We start from the raw sequence: 17422 nt of genomic DNA on the forward strand, positions 1-17422 counted from the left end.
GGAGGTACTTATGAAGAATATTAACGACACGATTGTAGCTCCAGTTACTAATATTTCAACACAAGCAATTGCGGTAATTAGAATTAGTGGTGATGATGCATTTAATATTATTAATAAAATAGTAGATAAAGAAATTCCCTTGCACAGAAACATCTTTCTTAGAAAATTGTTTCAAAATAAGCAAGTGGTTGATGAAGTTGTTATAACTTCTTTTGTTAATCCAAGTTCTTTTACTGGTGAAAATGTTATTGAAATTGCTTGTCATGGAGGAATTTTGAATACTAATAAAATTATTAATTTAATTTTAAATTCTGGAGCCAGAATGGCACAAAAAGGCGAATTTTCACAAAGAGCTTTTCTAAATGGAAAAATAGATTTAATCCAAGCGGAAGGAATTAATGATTTAATTCACGCTACTAACGAATTAGCTTTAAAAATTGGTGTTGACAACATGAGTGGCTCGCACAATAAAACGATTTTAGATTTAAAAAGCGATTTAATGGATGTTATATCTAGAATTCAAGTTTCAATTGATTATCCTGATTATGATGATGTTGAAGGTTCTTCTCCAAAAGATCTTCAAAACTTACTTAAAAAAATTGATGAAAAATTAAACCAAATTTTATTAAGATCTAAATTAGCTTCTAAATCAGCATCTGGAATAAAAACAGCAATTATCGGAGAACCTAATGTAGGTAAATCTTCGATTTTAAATGCCCTACTTAGCGAAGATAAAGCAATTGTTACCAATGTTCCAGGAACAACAAGAGATATTGTGGAAGGGCAAATATCTTTCCAAAATTTTACTTTGAATTTAATTGATACTGCAGGAATTCGCGAAACTGAAGATATTGTGGAAGCTTTAGGTATTAAAAAATCGCTTGAATATATAAAAAAAGCAGATTTGGTTTTGTTTGTCATAACTCCAGAAGAAATTAGTACCAAAAGTCTTGAAATAATTAATTTGGCAAAGGACAAAACTAAAATAATTGTTGTCAATAAAAGCGAAAATTTAAACGATAGTGAAAAACAAAGACTTATATCACAATTTAATGATGTAGTTTTTACTAATGCTTTAAATAACGATATTAATGAATTGATATCTAAAATTGATCAAAAATATAATAACGAAGAGATATTAAAAGATGAAAATTTAATTTTAATTAACATCAATCAAATTTCTTTAATTGAACAAGTTAAAAATAAAATTAATACCGCTTACATAAATTTGCAAAATCATTTTCCCATCGATGTTGTTAATGTTGATCTTTATGAAGGATGAGGTTTATTGAATGAACTTATTGGTGAACAATATGATGAAGAGATAATTGATAATATTTTCAGAAAATATTGTTTAGGTAAATAGAGGTGAATTGTGAAAAGTAAAAATAAAGAAATCAATTTCAAATATGAACGAGAACAAAAAGTTATTGATATTGCTAATTCTTCATTTGAAGAATTAGCAAATAAACTTGATTCCAAAATTGGACTTAGTCCAGAAGACAGACAACATAACGAATCCAAATTTGGTAAGAACCAAACTATTACTAAAAATTTTGCTCACTGAAAAAAAATTTTAGGAGTTCTAGTTGAACCTTTTAATTTGTTGTTGCTAGGCATTGGGTTAGCTAATTTTTTTATATATTTTTTTAACGATCGTGAAGTGATTGATTTAATTTCTGGGTTTATTGTTATTTCAATGATCTTTTTAACTGGTTCAGTAGATTATATTCAAGAATATAAAGCTTATAAATCTAATATTGAACTTCATAAAATGGTTGAAAACGGAATTTGAGTTGTAGATAAAGAAATTAATTTTTCGGAATTAAAAAGCAGTGTATCTCTTAAAAAAAATTTAATAAAAATTGATCAATCTCATTTAACAATTGGAGATGTTATTTATTTAAACAATGGTGATGTAATACCAACTGATATTAGAATAATTTGATCAAATCAACTAATGATTGATGAATCTACACTAACGGGGGAAAGTGAAGCTTTAGTTAAGCACACTAAAAATAAAAATAAACAACTTTTAGATTTAGAAAACATTGGATTTAGTCAAACAATAATCACTAACGGAAGTTGTTTCGGAGTTGTTATTAATATTGCTGAGCAAAATTATGCCATTTCAATTTTAAAAATTGCTGAAGAAAAAAATGGAGAATCAGATTATGAAAAAGGTTTATCTAAAATAACTAAAATTTTAGTTGTTTCAATCTTATCAATGATTCCGATTATTCTTTTGGCTTCAGGATTAAGAACTGGCGCTTGAGTGCAAGCATTAATTTTTTCATTATCAATCGCAGTTTCTTTAACCCCTGAAGCATTGCCTGCTATTATTTCTTCTAATTTACAACTTGGAGCTAAAAAAATGGCTAAAAATAAAGTTGTTGTTAAAAATTTAGCTGTTGTACAAAATATGGGTAGTGTTAATGTTTTATGCACTGACAAAACAGGAACCTTAACATTGGATGAAGTAAAACTTAATGATTGTGTAGATATTAACAAAACTAGTCAAGATCAATTAAACAAATTATTATTTATAAATTCATTTTTACAACAAAATTTATCCAACAAAATTGATCAAGCTGTAGTAAAAAAATTAAGTAATATCCAAATTCCAAAAAACATAAAATTATTGTCTGAAGAACCATTTTCACATATTACAAGATGTTTATCTTTATTGGTTGATATTGAAGGCAAAAAGACACAAATTTCCAAAGGTTCTGTTGAAGAAATGTTAAAAATGATTAATTTTGTTAATGACAATGGTCAGATTGTTGACTTTAACAAATCATATTTGCTAAAAATAAACGAACAAATTGAACAGTTAACAAAACAAGGTTATAGAACTCTAATTTTAGCTTCTAAAAAAACCGACAAAATTACTCATAAGAACCTAATTTTTGAAGGAATTGTTTCATTTCAAGAAGTCATTAAACCGGGTATTAAAAAAATTATTGAAACAATCTATAAATACAATATAGATTTAAAAATTTTAACCGGAGATGCTTCGAACATAGCTACTAAAATTGCAGAATTAATAAAACTGAGAAAAATCAAAACAATTACAGGAGATTTAATTCAAAAACTTTCAAAAACTGAATTAAATGAATTAATAAACACAGTCAATATTTTCGCTAAACTTTCACCTCTAGATAAGGCAAATATAGTTAATAACCTTCAATCTAACAAAAAAGTTGTTGCTTTTTTGGGGGATGGTGTTAATGATGCAGTGGCTTTAAAAACTGCCGATGTAGGAATATCTGTTAATAATGGAACACCACTAGCTAAAGCTGCTGCTGATGTTATTTTGCTAGAAAAAGATTTAGATGTTTTAGAGAAGTCTTTTATTAAGGGAAGACAAATTTTTACGAATGCAATTAAATATATTAAAATCACTGTTGCTTGTAATTTAGGATTAATGTTAACCCTATTAATTTCGACTTTTTGATTTGGTTTTGAAGCAATGTCACCACTTCAACTATTGTTACAAAATTTAATTTATGATTTTTCTAATTTAGTATTTGTTTTTGATAAAGTAGACGATTATTCAATTAAAAAGCCCTTATCATGAAATGTTAAAACCATTATTCCATTCGCTTTTTGAAATGGTCTTGTTTCCACGTTAATTTCAATAGTAAACTTTTTGATTATTGGTTATGTTATGGGAATGTTTGGACAAATTGCTGGAGTTAATGGAGAGTTTGCAATTAAACAGTTTCAAACAATGTTTTTTTTAGAATCGTTATTTACACACATGGTATTGATCATTGTTTATAGAACCGAAAAAATATCTCTAATTCAATCAAGACCATCATGACAACTTGTGGCGGGAATGTCTTTTTTTGCAGGAATAGCATTTATGATCACTTATATTCATCAAATTTCTCATGTAATCAATTTTGAAATTCCAAGTAGCATTTGACTAGCTTATTTATTTGGAATTTTATTACTCGCATGAATAATTGGAGAAATTGCAAAAAAATCTTACATTAAAATATTTAAAAATTGATTTTAAGGAGAATAATGAAAAAAAATTTAATTTTTGATTGTCACACACATTTAAATGACGAAACTTATGAAGAACAAAATATTCCAATTGAGGAAATTATTGAAGAAGCAAACAATGCAGGTGTTGGCTATCTTTTAAATTGCGCTTTCTCTGTTGCTTCTTCTGAAAAAGCGATTGAACAAGCCCATAAATTTGAAAATATTTTTGTTGCTGTAGGAATTCATCCAAACGAAGTTCAAAATCACAAAATTAGTGATCTTAAAAAATTAAAAATTTTAACCCAGGATTCTTCTGTTGTAGCAATTGGGGAAGTTGGATTAGATTACTTTTATCAAAAAGAAGATGCTGAAATTCAAAAGCAATGATTTAAAGATCAAATAGAAATTGCTCAAGAAAGAGACCTTACTTTAATGATGCACATTCGTGATGCAAAAGGAATTTATGAAGCTTATGATGATGTTTTAGAAATACTAGAAGAGTTTAAACCTAATAGAATGATTGTTCATTGTTTTTCGGCTAATTTAGAGTATGCTAAAAAATTTATAGATTTAGGGTGTTGAATAAACATCGGTGGTGCAGTAACGTTTAAAAATGCTAAAGAACTACAAGAAGCAACAGCTTGAATACCTTTAGAAAAAATTTTGGTAGAAACAGACGCGCCCTATTTAACACCACACCCTTTTAGAGGACAAATGAATTTTCCTAAAAATATCATTTTAACTGTTGAAAAAATAGCTGAATTAAAAAACCTGTCAAAAGATGAAATAATTTCAGCAACAACAGAAAATGCTTTTAAAGCTTTTAATATATTTTCATAATTTAAAAATGAAAAATATTAGAAGGTTTTTTAGTAGTAAAATATTTAAAAAGGAGAGTGTGAAATAGTGGCAGGAATATACGATATACATTGTCATTTGAACGATGGTGTTTACTTGGAACAAAATATTAGTTCAGCAGAAATTGTTAGTGAAGCCGCAAAAGCGGGTGTAACTATTATTAACTCTGTTGGTTATGACTTAAAATCATCAAAATTGTCTGTATTACAAGCAGCAAAAAATTCTAATGTTTATGCTGTGATTGGGATTCATCCAACACAAGCAGCATTGTACACAGATGTTGTATACGATCAATTAGAAGATCTAGCTAATGCTAATAAAGTTGTCGCAATTGGTGAAACAGGATTGGACTATTCAAGAGGTAGTCAATATATAATTCAACAAAAAGATGCTTTTTACAAACAAATCGAATTAGCTAAAAAATTTGATTTACCATTAATGATTCACATTAAGGACAACCCTGGAGAATTTAACGCGTATAATGATGTCTTAAATATCCTTAAATCTAAAAAAGTTAAGAAAGCTGTAATTCACGCTTTTGAAGGAAATTGATCAATAGCTCAACAATTTATCAAGTTAGGTTATTATATTTCACTTAATGGACTAGTGACAAGAAATAAAGAATTACAAGAAGTTGCTAAAAATATTTCTTTAAATGATTTAATGATTGAATCTGATGCGCCTTATCATGCTCCACATCCATATGAAAGAGCAATTAATCATCCAAAATATTTACCATTAGTTGTTGAAAAAATAGCAGCGATTAGAGGAATGAATGCTGATGATTTAATTTCTGCAACAAGAAAAAATTCAAGAGACTTTTTCTTATAAAAATCTAAAAGAACCACAAGGTTCTTTTTATGTTTGAAAACATTTATTAGTATAAAAGGAGAAAATTATGAAAATTTTATTTATTGGATTAGGACATATGGGATCAGCTTTGATTAAAGGAATTAATCGCGAAAATAATGAACATCAAGTTTATGGTTATCATTATGATGACAACAAACTAAAAATTTTAGCAAAGGAACTAAACATCAAACCCTTTAATGATTTGACTAAAATCAAAAAACAAGAATTTGATGTTATTTTCTTAGGAGTTAGGGTACCAGTAATGCCTGAAGTAATTAAGAATTTAGATAAAAATGATTTGGGCAAAACAATCATTATTTCAATGGCTTCTGGTTATGCGATTCAAAAGATTTCATCAGGATTCTCAAATAACAAAAATCTTACAATTATTAGAATAATGCCTAACATAAATGCAAATTATCAAAGATCAACAACAGGAATAACTTTAATTGAAGACAAAAAAATAGAAACTAATATAGTTAAACTTTTAGAGAAATGTGGATCAGTCTTTTTAATTAATGAAGAAGAGTTTTCTAATTTTACAATAGCAGCTGGATGCATGCCCGCTTATGCTTTGACATATGTAAATGAATTTCAAAAAGCAGTTATTGCTAACGGAATGGACTCTCAAAAAGCTAAGGAAATTTTAATAGACACATTTATTCAAACTTTAGAATCATGAAAATTAACCCAAAATAGTGCTGAAAGTATTATTAATGCCATTTCAGTTTCTGGCGGAGTTACTATTGAGGCTCTTAAAGTTTTTAAAAAAAATAATTTAGAAAAAACAATTGCAGAAGCTTATGAAGCAGCAATTCACAAAGATAAAAACCATTAGTGTTTCATAATGGGATGTAGAACACTATTTATGTATTTATTTTCCAAAAAATAACTTAAAACGGACCAGTAAAACGGTCTTTTTTTACTATAAAAATTATTTTTTCCATTTCCTTGACTAAAACTTGGAAAAAATTATAATGAAAACGGAGGTTTTAAAATTATGACAGATATAGGTAGATTATTAATTACTGAATTTTTTGGAACAGCAATCTTAATTACTTTAGGAAATGGAATAGTTGCAAATGTTGTTTTAAAAGGCACGAAAGCTCAAAATGTTGGGTGATTATCAATTTGTATAGGATGAGGGACTGCGGTATTCACGGCTGCAATAATTTCTTCTGCTTTCAAAGGTGGACAAGGATGATTAAATCCAGCAGTTATGTTAGCTGCTGCTTTCGCTGATTTTGATGGAATTAAAAATGCATTTGCAATTTTTAACAACGGTGAAATGGTTGGAATTTTAATTGGTGTTTTAGCTCTTGAAATTTTTGGAGCAATTTTAGGTTCGTTAATTGTGGATATAGTTTATATTAATCACATTAAATTAGTTCTAAATGATAAGAGTGACTTGGAATGTAAAGGAACAATTCTTGGGATGCACTCAACCGGACCAACAGATAAATCAATGATAAATTCATTTTTGATGGAATTTGTAGCAACAGCTGTTTTGGTAACAGCGATATTAGCAATTGGACAATACGGAACTATTCCTAAATTTTTTGTTCCAATTATAGTTGGAGCAATTGTGATAGGGATAGGACTATCATTGGGTGGTACCACCGGATATGCAATTAATCCAGCTCGTGACCTAGGTCCAAGAATTGTGCATCAATTATTACCCTTAAAAGGAAAGGGTGGCTCAGATTGAAAATATTCTTGAGTCCCAATTGCTGCACCTATGTCTGCAGGACTAATTATTGGACTAATTTTTTCAGCATTATAGAATGGAAGTAAAATGAAAAATTATGATATTTGTATAATCGGAGGAGGTATTCTTGGAGCAGCTATTGCTAGAGAACTTTCTCAATATGATAAAAAAATAGTCGTTTTAGAAGCGAACAAAAGAGTTGCTATGGAAACTAGTGCCGGTAATTCTGGATTAGTGCATGGTGGTTTTGATCCAACGCCAGGAAAATTGAATGCCAAACTTAATCAATTGGGAAAACTTCGTTATGAAGATTGAATTAGAGATATGGATTTTCCATATCTAAGAATTGATTCAACGGTGGTTGCATTTAATAAAGAAGAAATGAAACATGTTTATATGTTGTATGATCGTGGTTTAATTAATGGTTTAAAAAAATCTGAATTAGAAATTATTGATGCTCAGGAATTGCAAAAAAGAGAACCAAACATTTCTAAAGAAGCGGTTGGAGCTTTAGTGTGTAATTCTTCAATTGCAATTGACCCGGTAGAATTAACTAAAGTTTTGTTTAAAAATGCTATTAAAAACGGTGTTGATTTGATGCTTGATTCCAAAGTTCAAGCCATTGTTAAAAACGGAACTAATTATGAAATCAAAAACAATAAAGAAACAATTTCTGCTCCAATTATCATTAATGTTGCAGGACACTATGCAGATGTAATTTCTGAAATGGCAGGGTATCCAGAATTTAAACTAGTTGCTCGTCGTGGTGAATATCGGATTTTAGAAAAAACAGAAGAAGGAATTGTGAATTCGGTTGTTTTTATGGTTCCAACTATTCACGGAAAAGGTGTTATTGTTGCCCCAATGTTAGATGGTCATGTTATGGTAGGACCAACAGCTGAAGAAAATATTGCTAAAGATGATACTCGTTTAATCACCAAAGCTAAATTTGATTCAATCGGAAGTATTGGTAAAAAGCTAATTCCTAATTTGCGAATCGAAAAAACTTGTATGGTTTATTCTGGTTCAAGACCAATTGAACCAACCACAAATGATTTTTGAATAAAACCAGTTGTAAAAGATCCTAATTTCATTAATGTGGCAGGAACAAAATCACCAGCAATTGCTTCAGCTCCTGCGATCGCAGACTATGTGATTTATTTAATTAAAAAGAATAACAAATTAAAATTTAAAAAAAATTGAAACCCAAAACAAGAAAGTGAGTTACCAATTATATAATGGAAAAATACGTTGTAACACTAGATGAAGGTACCACAAGTGCCAGAACACTAATAACTAATCGTAAGGGAGAAATAATTGGAATTGACCAAGCCGAATTTACTCAATTTTTTCCTCAAGAAGGATGAGTAGAACATGATGCAATTGAAATTTGAAACGCTCAACACAAAACATTAGTTCAAGCACTTAACAAAGCAAAAATTAAAGGTGATCAAGTTGAAGTCATCGGAATTACCAATCAACGTGAAACTGTTGTTTTATGAAATAAAACAACAGGGTTACCAATTTATAATGCCATCGTTTGACAAGACCAAAGAACAGCTAAATATTGCGAAGACATGAATCAAGAACAAGTTGATATGATTAGAGAAAAAACAGGATTAATCTCTAATCCTTACTTTTCAGGAACTAAAGTTAAATGAATTTTAGATAATGTTCCTGGCGCTCGTCAATTAGCTAATGAAAATAACTTAATGTTTGGAACGATTAATACTTGATTAATTTATCGTTTATCAGGTGGTGAAGTTTTTGTGACTGATCACACTAATGCCCAAAGAACATTAATGTATAACATTCATACTAATGATTGAGATGATGAATTATTAGCCTTATTTAACATTCCTCGAAACATTCTACCCGAAATTAAAAGTTGTAGTGAAATTTACGGTTTAACTTACCCTGGAATTTTATCAAAATCAGATAAAACCCAAATTAAAGTTGGGTCTTCAATTGGAGATCAACAGTCAGCGCTATTTGGACAACTTTGTGTTGATGAAGGTCAATCAAAAATTACTTATGGAACAGGATGTTTTATTTTAATGAATACTGGAGAACAACGCGTTGTTTCTAGTCATGGATTGTTAACAACGGTTGCCTTAGCTTATCAAGGTAAAATAACTTATGCTCTAGAAGGTTCTGTAATGATTGCTGGAGCAGCTATTCAATGATTACGTGATAATTTACGATTAATTTATAACGCAATCGAAACAGAGTGATATGCAGGACAAGTTGATGATGATCGTCGTGTTTATGTTGTCCCATCATTTACTGGGTTAGGTTCTCCTTACTGAGATTCATATTCACGTGGAGCAATTTTTGGTCTTGATCGCGGAACTAAAAGAGAACACATTGTGCGAGCAACATTAGAAGCGATTGCTTACCAAGCTTATGATGTTATTAGTGCAATGCAAAAAGATATTAAAAAAGATTTAGCATCTCTGAAAGTTGATGGGGGAGCATCACGTAACAAATTTATTATGCAATTTCAATCAGACATCACTCAAACAAAAGTAATTAAACCTAAAAACGTTGAAACTACTGCAATGGGAGCTGCTTATTTAGCTGGATTAGCAACAGGTTATTGAAAAGATGTTGAAGAAATCAAAAAAAATTATCAAATTGATTTTGAACTACAACCATCAATTAATAAAAACAAAGCTAATTCCTTAATTAAAGGCTGACAAGAAGCAGTTAAAAGAACTTTTAGTTGAACAAAAGATATTCAATAAAATAAAAAACCAGGATGTAAAAATCCTGATTTTTTATTCAACTAAATCTTCAAAGTTTAAAACTTTATCAGCTCATTTAGTTTCGAAGTTAATATCATGGGTTGTAATCAAAACAGTTCCTTCAAAAGCTTTAATTGCCTCTAATAGCGCTTCTTTGGCTAACACATCAATATGATTAGTGGGCTCATCTAAAATTAATAAAGATGCAGGTTCTAAACTTAAAGCAGCGAGCCTAACTTTAGTTTGTTCTCCTCCAGATAATTTGTTCATTGGATTTAACATCAATTCTGATTTAACTCCAAATTTTCCGATTGTTGCTCTAACTTCGCCTTCAAGCATTTCGGGATAAAGGCTCATCAAGTAAGCGATTGGAGTTTCATCGCCATTATGTTCAAGTTGGTGGAAATAAGCAATATCAACACCGTTTCCTAACATGATTTTTCCTGAGACAGGTTTGAGAGAACCTTCGATAGTGTTTAAGAAAGTGGTTTTACCAATTCCGTTATAACCACGAACAATACATTTTTCTCCTTCACGCAATTCGAAAGTTAAGGGGTGAGTTAAAGCAAAACCATATCCGATCTCTAAGTTTTCAGCCTTAACAACCACTGCTGAATTAGGGCGTTTATATTTGAACTTCATCTTTGGTTTTACTAAATCACGTCGTTCATCCATGACATCCATTTTATCAAGTTGTTTTTGACGTGATTGGGCAGAGCGAGCAGTTGAAGCACGAGCAGCATTTCTCGCTACATAATCTTTTAGTTTAGCAATTTGCTGTTGTTGAGATTCACGAGCAGCATCATATTGTTCAGCGCGTTGTTGCGAAAGTTCTAAATATTTATCGTAGTTTCCAACATAACGATTAATTTCTTGATTTTCAATTGCATAAATAATATCAACAGTTTTATTAATAAAATCTACATCATGTGAAATTAGTAAATATGAATTTTCATAATTTTGTAAAAAGTTAGCAAGTCACTCGACTTGTTCAACATCTAAAAAGTTAGTGGGTTCATCTAGTAAAATAAAATCATCATTTTTTAATAATAGTTTTGCTAACAAAATTTTTCCTCTTTGACCACCAGATAATTGTCCCAAAGTCTTGTTAAGGTTTTCTGGGTTAATTCCTAATCCAGCAACCAAGTTTCCGATGGTTTTTTCAATAGTGTCAAAACCTTTTAAAGATAATTCTTCTTGTCAAGCCAAAGCTTTAATTAAATCATCTTCATTATATTCAATGGCCATATCTTCGTAGATTTTGTTAATTTTATCTTGCATAACATAAAGATCTTTATAGGCATCTTTTAAATAATCAATACCTAAAATATTTAAATCAACATCTTGGTGTTGATCTAAATATCCCATTTTTGCACGAGGATGCAATTCAACAATTCCGTGATCAGGAGTGATTCTCCCGGTAATAATATTTAATAATGTTGTTTTACCAGTTCCATTAGCACCAAGAAGTCCGATGTGTTCACCTTTATTAACTCTTAGTGTTGAATCTCTGTATAAAATTTTTCCACCATTTTGATGGGTTAGTCCTTCAATAAAAAGTACACTCATACTTCCCCTCCTAAATAAATAACTATTAAATTATAATATAAAAGATTATTTTTAAAATAAAATTAGAAAATCAAGTGTTTGCTTTCTATCTTGAAAAAAAGTAATAAAATAGATTGAAAAGGAAAAACATGAATAAAAAAAAGTCATTTATAGAGAAAAAAATTTTTAATTGATTCTTCAAAAATTCTTCAAAAAAAAATAATGAAAAATTAACAGCTGAGCAGGTTAATAAAAAAGCAAGAATGAATGGTGGATGAGATCGAGAACAATTATTTATTCCGATTTTAACAACTAGAGAATTTATGTTGCGATATGCAAGTGTTTGAAAAGCGATTGCTTATTTTTGTATTCCCACCGTTATTTTAATGCTAACCCAAGGTCTGTATAATATTTTGGATAAAACCTTAGCTTTGCAATTTGCTACTCCTCACGCTAGTGCAAATTGAGATTATTTTCATAAATTAATTATTGGAGCTAATGATCATTCGATTTTAATGGATGCTTTAAATTCCACATCTGATAGATGAACTTCTTTTTTAAACTTTTTTAGTTTAGATAGTACCGCTAATCTTAACAATTTAAAAATTGCTGTTAACAATGCTGAACAAAAGACCATTTTAATGGAAGTTGAAAAATTGTATAACTTAAATCAAATAACAATTTCAGCAGAGAGAATTAGAGAATACATTAATGTTACAACTCAATATACAATGCAAACTTATAACCTAGCTTATTCGTTTTCACAAATTATGGCAATTGGAGCAGGAATGCACTATGCAGTACAATTTGGGCGCGGAAAAAAAGAACAATTAGGAGAAATTACAGGCAATAGTATTTCTCAATCATTTTTGGTTTCAATAGCTGTTGCTATGTTACTATTTTTTTTATCGTTTCCTAGTTTTAATCAGGTTTTAATATCTTCACAAATGGGTGGTCACAAAAATGAAGTGATTACTGCTTTAGCTTGATCTGATGTTGAACCCTTAATTTATGGTCTTCCAACAATGTTTGTTGCCGGAGTGATTATGAACATGGTCAGAAGTGAAGGTAAAATGTGACACATCATGATCATGACTTTAACTTCATTAATTGTTAAATGTGGAGTTTCGATTTCAGCAATGCATTTTGGAGGGATGGAATTAACTGGAGCACAATTAGGGACAATAATGGCTTTCTTGTATCAAATTTTGTATTGCTTAGTTGTTATTTATGCATCTAAAATTTCGTATTCTAAATTTAAAATTAGAAATTTATTTATTTTGCAAAAACAAAATTGAACAGAAACAATTAAGGCCGGAATTCCTAATTTTATTATTTATTTTGCCGTAGTTGTAAATTCTTATGTTTCTACAGCAGTTGTGATTAAGTTACCAATCCCTAAAGAGGGACCTTCATTTGAACAAAATGGTGGAGTTTCAATTTTGCAACAATTAATTTCTTCGATGACTCCTTGAGCTGAATTTATTTTAAGTGCATGTATTGGTTTAAATCAAGGAGTAAGAACAATGATTGCTTACAATTATGGAGCCAAACGTAATGCTCGTATTGTTTCAATTTTAAGACGCTCTACTTGGTTGATGTTTGGTTGATTTTTATTTATTCTTTTATTAATCGTTAGTGCTGGTCCTGTAATGATGACCATGTTCGCTTTTCCTAAAGAATATGCAAATTATGGAAGCATTTTCTATTTTTATCAATTTTTATATTTTTTTACATATCCCTTTGCTTCTTTAACTTACATTGCGCTAGGTCTTTTTCAAGGAACAAGCAAAAGTCGTGCCGCAACTTTGTGTACTTCTTTGCGTTCAATGGTTATCTTTCTTCCTATGTTAGGGATTGGTTATTCAATTACAATAGCAACAAATAATTCTCTGTGGTTTTTCTTGTTTGTTGGTTTATCTGACTTTGTTTCTGGACTAATAATTGCCCCAATGTTGATAATCTTTTATTTAAGAGTAAAAAGAGCGAACAAATTAATCAACATTGAAGAGAGTTTAATCAATCAAGCAATTTATAATAAAACTCTTTTTGCAAAAACAAATGAAAAAAAATATTTGGAAAAAACCGAATCATTAATTAAACAAATCAAAAAAAAACATAAAAAAATGCAAAATAAACCAAAATTATAGTCATTTTTTTAAATTATTCTAAAATATATTAGAAAGCTAAAAGCTTTAGAGGAAAAGAAAATGATTTGTATAAAAGAAGATTGCGAAAAATCAGCTAGTGCAACTATTGATCAAGATGTCTTAGACGTTAGAGCTGGCGAAAATAGATGATTAACAGCCGAACCAACATTCATAAAAATTGTTAAATCATATTGTAAACATCATTTTAATGAAGAAATGAATGTACTAGAAAATTACCAAGCAGCAGAACCAAAAAACATTAAATAAAAAATAAAAAAACCACACACTAATAACAGAGGTGTATGGTTTTTTTATTTCGATTGTTTCAAAATGATACGATAAATACTAGAAAAAACACCCAAAGTGGGAATTTTTTTATTTCAAAATAATTTAAAAAATTTTTTTTCACATTATTTTTATTAGAGGTCTATAATGGTTTTGGAAGGAAAAGATTATGCATATTTTATTAACAAATCAAACAAGCGAAGCTATTCAAAAAATTCTTGGTGGTTGACCGCTGTGAACAGCAATTTTTGCAACAATTTTTGTTATTGGTTTAGGTTTCTTTTTAACAAAAAAACAAATCTTAAACAAAGATTGGGAAAAAGTATTTATTAAAATCGTTATGGTTGTAGGTTTACCTGCACTGGCATTACAAGGTTTCCTAACTGATGCTAGCGAAGATTCATTAAAAAAAGAACTTGTAGTTATTTTAATTGGATTTTTATTTTATTTATTGATGACAACAACATCAAAATTTATTTTTTATAAACAAAACAAAGATGTTCGAGACACATTAGCAATGTGTATTGCCTTAGGATCAACAACTTTTTTTGGAATTCCATTAATTACAGCACTAGCTGGTGGAGTTTTGGATGATGCAGCTAAAATAACTGCAAATAACTTCAACATTCCTTATAGAATATTTTTATACACTATCGGGTTTTCAATTATGAGTAGACCAAATACAGAAACTGTTAAATCATTAGTTTCTAGTAAAAAAATTAAGTTAGCAATCGCTAATAACACTGGTGAGTTTACAGAACAAGATTTACTAAATTACAAAGAAGTAAAAATGAAAAATTTAAAAAAAGGATTAAAATCAATTTTCTTAAATCCTATCATTATTGCTACATTTATCGGTTTCTTTATTTGAGCAACTCAATTAATTCCAGGAATTAAATTTGTGACTTATGAAAGCGGAGATCAAGCGACTTACTTCTCGGTCTTGAGAATTGACTTGTTATTTTCACCATTCAAAAAAATTATTGATACATTATCAGCAATTTGTACACCATTAGCATGAGTAGCGATTGGAATGACAATTGCCAAAGGTGATGTAAAAAAAGCCATCAAATCAAAAACTATTTGAATCGCAACATTTATTAGAGTTATTGTTGTTCCTTTAGTGGCGCTATTAATGGTTTTAGCAATTGCAGGAATTATTTATGGAATTGATCCAAATAGTACAATGCGTTTAACAAAAACTCAATTAGCAGTAATTTTAATTATGGCAGCAACTCCACCAGCTAATGTTGTTGTTGCTTACGCAATTAATTACAACAAAGAACCTGAACTTGCTTCAAATTTAACAACTTTATCAACAGTGGCCGCTATTGTGACAATGCCAATTTGAGTGGTTGTTGGAGTAGCAATCGGTTCAACACCATTATTTGCCTAGGAGGAAAAATGAAAATAGTATGTTATGGAGTTAGAGATACAGAAAAAGTATTTTTTACCTCTTTAAATGAAAAATTTGGTTATGAATTAATTTTAGAAAAAGCTTTATTACTTCATGACAATATTGAAACTGCTAAAAATTGTGATGCAGTGATGCTAAGAGCCAACTGTGTTGCTGATGCTCAAAACTTAGATATTCTAAAAGAGTATGGAGTGCAATATTTGCTAACAAGAACTGTAGGAACAAATCATATTGACGTTAATTATGCTAAAGAATTAGGATTTAAAATGGCTTATGTACCTTTTTATTCACCCAATGCAGTCAGTGAATTAGCTGTGAATTTAGGGAATGGTTTATTGAGAAATCTATTTTATATGGCTCATAAAACCGGAGTTCAAAAAGACTTTACAGTTGACAACTTTATGTTTGCTCAAGAAGTGAGAAATTCAACAATTGGAGTTATCGGAACTGGAAGAATCGGTTATGAAGCAGCTAAAGCTTGAAAAGGAATGGGAGCTAAAGTTTTAGGATATGATCTTTATCCAAGTGATAAAGCAAAAGAAGTTCTAGAATACACCGATTTAGATAACTTATTAAAAAATTCAGATTTAATTACAATTCATTGTCCATATATCAAAGGACAAAATGATCACATGATCAACAAGGAATTTTTTGCAAAAATGAAAGATGGAAGTTTCTTAGTTAACGCCGCAAGAGGCGAACTACTAGATCCTGTTGCTCTTTATGATGCTATTGTTGCAAACAAAATCAAAGGAGCAGCAATTGATGTTGTAGAAAAAGAAGGACAAATTTTCTTTAAAAAGTTTGATCAAAATTTAATTCCTGTTGCTGAATACGAAAAATTACATTCTTTATATCCTCGTTTAATAATGACTCCTCACATTGGAAGTTATACAGATGAAGCCGTTAAAAATATGGTTGAAACATCTTATCTAAACTTGCAAGAGTTTCTTCAAACAGGAAATTGTAAAAACATTATTAAATAATTTTTAAAAATTAAAAGAACAAAAAAGTTTTTCAAGATAATTGGAAAACTTTTTTGTTTAGATAAAATCTAAGTTTTTGCAATTTGCCTTTACCGATTGCTTTTTTTTTTTTTTTTATAAAATCATCATAAATTAACTAATAACTTTTAATTAAACAATTTATTTTAAAACATTTTTATCTCAATTATAGTGATCGTTATTTTAAGGAGAACTTTAAATATGAAAAATATTAAATTAGAAACTGAGTGGACAGAATATTTAGATTTTGAAGGTAATTTACAAAAAACCAAAGAATTTAACTTTAAAAAAATTAAGGCAAAAGAAATTATAAAACTAGGATACAACAGTAATGGTTCTACAATTCATCACTTCAAGGGAGCTAAAGTTCCTAATTTTTTACCTCCACAAATTAAAAGATTGAATGAAATGTTTTCTGGCAACGCTCATAAGGAAATTATTGGAGTTCAAGACTGAGATGTTAGGTATATTGAGGATTTTTCTTATTTATTTGAAAATGCCCGGAAATTTAATGTGGATCTCTCGGGGTGATTTACATTTAACGTTAAAATAATGGAAGGAATGTTCAAAGGGGCCAAAAGTTTTAATCAAAACATTAATCACTTTCATACAAATAATGTTTATAACACTAAATACATGTTTCAAAATGCAATTAACTTTAATCAAAAACTGAATTTATGAGATGCTAGAAAGTTTAAATTTTTTAGATCAATGTTTGAAAATGCACAAGCATTTAACCAAGATTTATCTACATGAAGTTTTGAATCTAAAAATGTTTTTTCAACAGATTATGATAAAGATACCTTTAATTGAAAAGAAGAATTTAAACCAAAGTTCAAATAAATTAAATATTGTCA

Annotated in this window: 14 protein-coding genes; 13 read left to right on the plus strand and 1 reads right to left on the minus strand. The window is 29.3% G+C overall.

Translation table 4 applies throughout. The features are described from left to right. The first annotated feature begins 10 nt into the window (after positions 1-10). From mnmE to glpK, 8 genes are all read left to right on the plus strand, one after another. The gene (mnmE, locus tag ESOMN_RS00170; protein WP_024863657.1) at positions 11-1366 is read left to right on the plus strand and encodes a tRNA uridine-5-carboxymethylaminomethyl(34) synthesis GTPase MnmE; all 1356 of its coding nucleotides are present in this window, start codon (positions 11-13) and stop codon (positions 1364-1366) included. Positions 1367-1375: 9 nt separating this feature from the next. Next, entirely contained in the window at positions 1376-4024 is a 2649-nt protein-coding gene (locus ESOMN_RS00175) for an HAD-IC family P-type ATPase (protein ID WP_100608746.1), read from the plus strand. A gap of 8 nt (positions 4025-4032) precedes the next feature. Beyond that, positions 4033-4836: a TatD family hydrolase gene (locus tag ESOMN_RS00180; protein ID WP_034942423.1), complete on the plus strand. Its 804-nt coding sequence runs from the start codon at positions 4033-4035 to the stop codon at positions 4834-4836. Positions 4837-4902: 66 nt separating this feature from the next. Then, positions 4903-5685: a TatD family hydrolase gene (locus ESOMN_RS00185; protein ID WP_024863660.1), complete on the plus strand. Its 783-nt coding sequence runs from the start codon at positions 4903-4905 to the stop codon at positions 5683-5685. A 67-nt stretch (positions 5686-5752) separates the two neighbouring features. After that, positions 5753-6544 carry a pyrroline-5-carboxylate reductase family protein gene (locus ESOMN_RS00190; protein ID WP_024863661.1) on the plus strand — a complete coding sequence of 264 codons (792 nt, stop codon included), beginning with the start codon at positions 5753-5755 and terminating at the stop codon, positions 6542-6544. Between the two features lie 162 nt (positions 6545-6706). Beyond that, positions 6707-7489 carry an MIP/aquaporin family protein gene (locus ESOMN_RS00195; RefSeq protein WP_034942426.1) on the plus strand — a complete coding sequence of 261 codons (783 nt, stop codon included), beginning with the start codon at positions 6707-6709 and terminating at the stop codon, positions 7487-7489. 12 nt (positions 7490-7501) lie between these two features. Then, positions 7502-8653, plus strand: a complete 1152-nt coding sequence (gene glpO / locus ESOMN_RS00200) for a type 2 glycerol-3-phosphate oxidase (RefSeq protein ID WP_024863663.1) — start codon at positions 7502-7504, stop codon at positions 8651-8653. Next, the gene (gene glpK / locus ESOMN_RS00205; RefSeq protein WP_024863664.1) at positions 8653-10161 is read left to right on the plus strand and encodes a glycerol kinase GlpK; all 1509 of its coding nucleotides are present in this window, start codon (positions 8653-8655) and stop codon (positions 10159-10161) included. The genes glpO and glpK overlap by 1 nt, the downstream gene beginning before the upstream one ends. Before the next feature lie 33 nt (positions 10162-10194). Here the strand turns inward: glpK and ESOMN_RS00210 are convergent, their stop codons facing one another. Then, positions 10195-11730, minus strand: coding sequence for an ABC-F family ATP-binding cassette domain-containing protein (locus tag ESOMN_RS00210; RefSeq protein WP_024863665.1), 1536 nt, complete (start codon positions 11728-11730; stop codon positions 10195-10197). A 128-nt stretch (positions 11731-11858) separates the two neighbouring features. Between ESOMN_RS00210 and ESOMN_RS00215 the strand changes: the two genes are divergently transcribed. The 5 genes from ESOMN_RS00215 to ESOMN_RS00235 all read left to right on the plus strand — a co-directional run bounded on the left by ESOMN_RS00215 (position 11859) and on the right by ESOMN_RS00235 (position 17408). Continuing rightward, a complete protein-coding gene (locus ESOMN_RS00215) occupies positions 11859-13859 on the plus strand; it encodes an MATE family efflux transporter (RefSeq protein WP_024863666.1) in 2001 nt (666 codons plus the stop codon). Between the two features lie 60 nt (positions 13860-13919). Next, the gene (locus ESOMN_RS00220) at positions 13920-14126 is read left to right on the plus strand and encodes a hypothetical protein (RefSeq protein WP_024863667.1); all 207 of its coding nucleotides are present in this window, start codon (positions 13920-13922) and stop codon (positions 14124-14126) included. A gap of 187 nt (positions 14127-14313) precedes the next feature. Continuing rightward, positions 14314-15540, plus strand: a complete 1227-nt coding sequence (locus ESOMN_RS00225) for an AEC family transporter (RefSeq protein WP_024863668.1) — start codon at positions 14314-14316, stop codon at positions 15538-15540. A gap of 8 nt (positions 15541-15548) precedes the next feature. After that, positions 15549-16547, plus strand: coding sequence for an NAD(P)-dependent oxidoreductase (locus tag ESOMN_RS00230; RefSeq protein WP_024863669.1), 999 nt, complete (start codon positions 15549-15551; stop codon positions 16545-16547). Between the two features lie 219 nt (positions 16548-16766). Beyond that, positions 16767-17408 (plus strand): BspA family leucine-rich repeat surface protein, encoded by a 642-nt coding sequence (locus ESOMN_RS00235; protein WP_024863670.1) that lies wholly within the window; start codon positions 16767-16769, stop codon positions 17406-17408. Positions 17409-17422 lie beyond the last annotated feature (14 nt).

Source organism: Williamsoniiplasma somnilux (assembly GCF_002804005.1).
GTDB lineage: Bacteria > Bacillota_I > Bacilli_A > Mycoplasmatales > Mycoplasmataceae > Williamsoniiplasma > Williamsoniiplasma somnilux.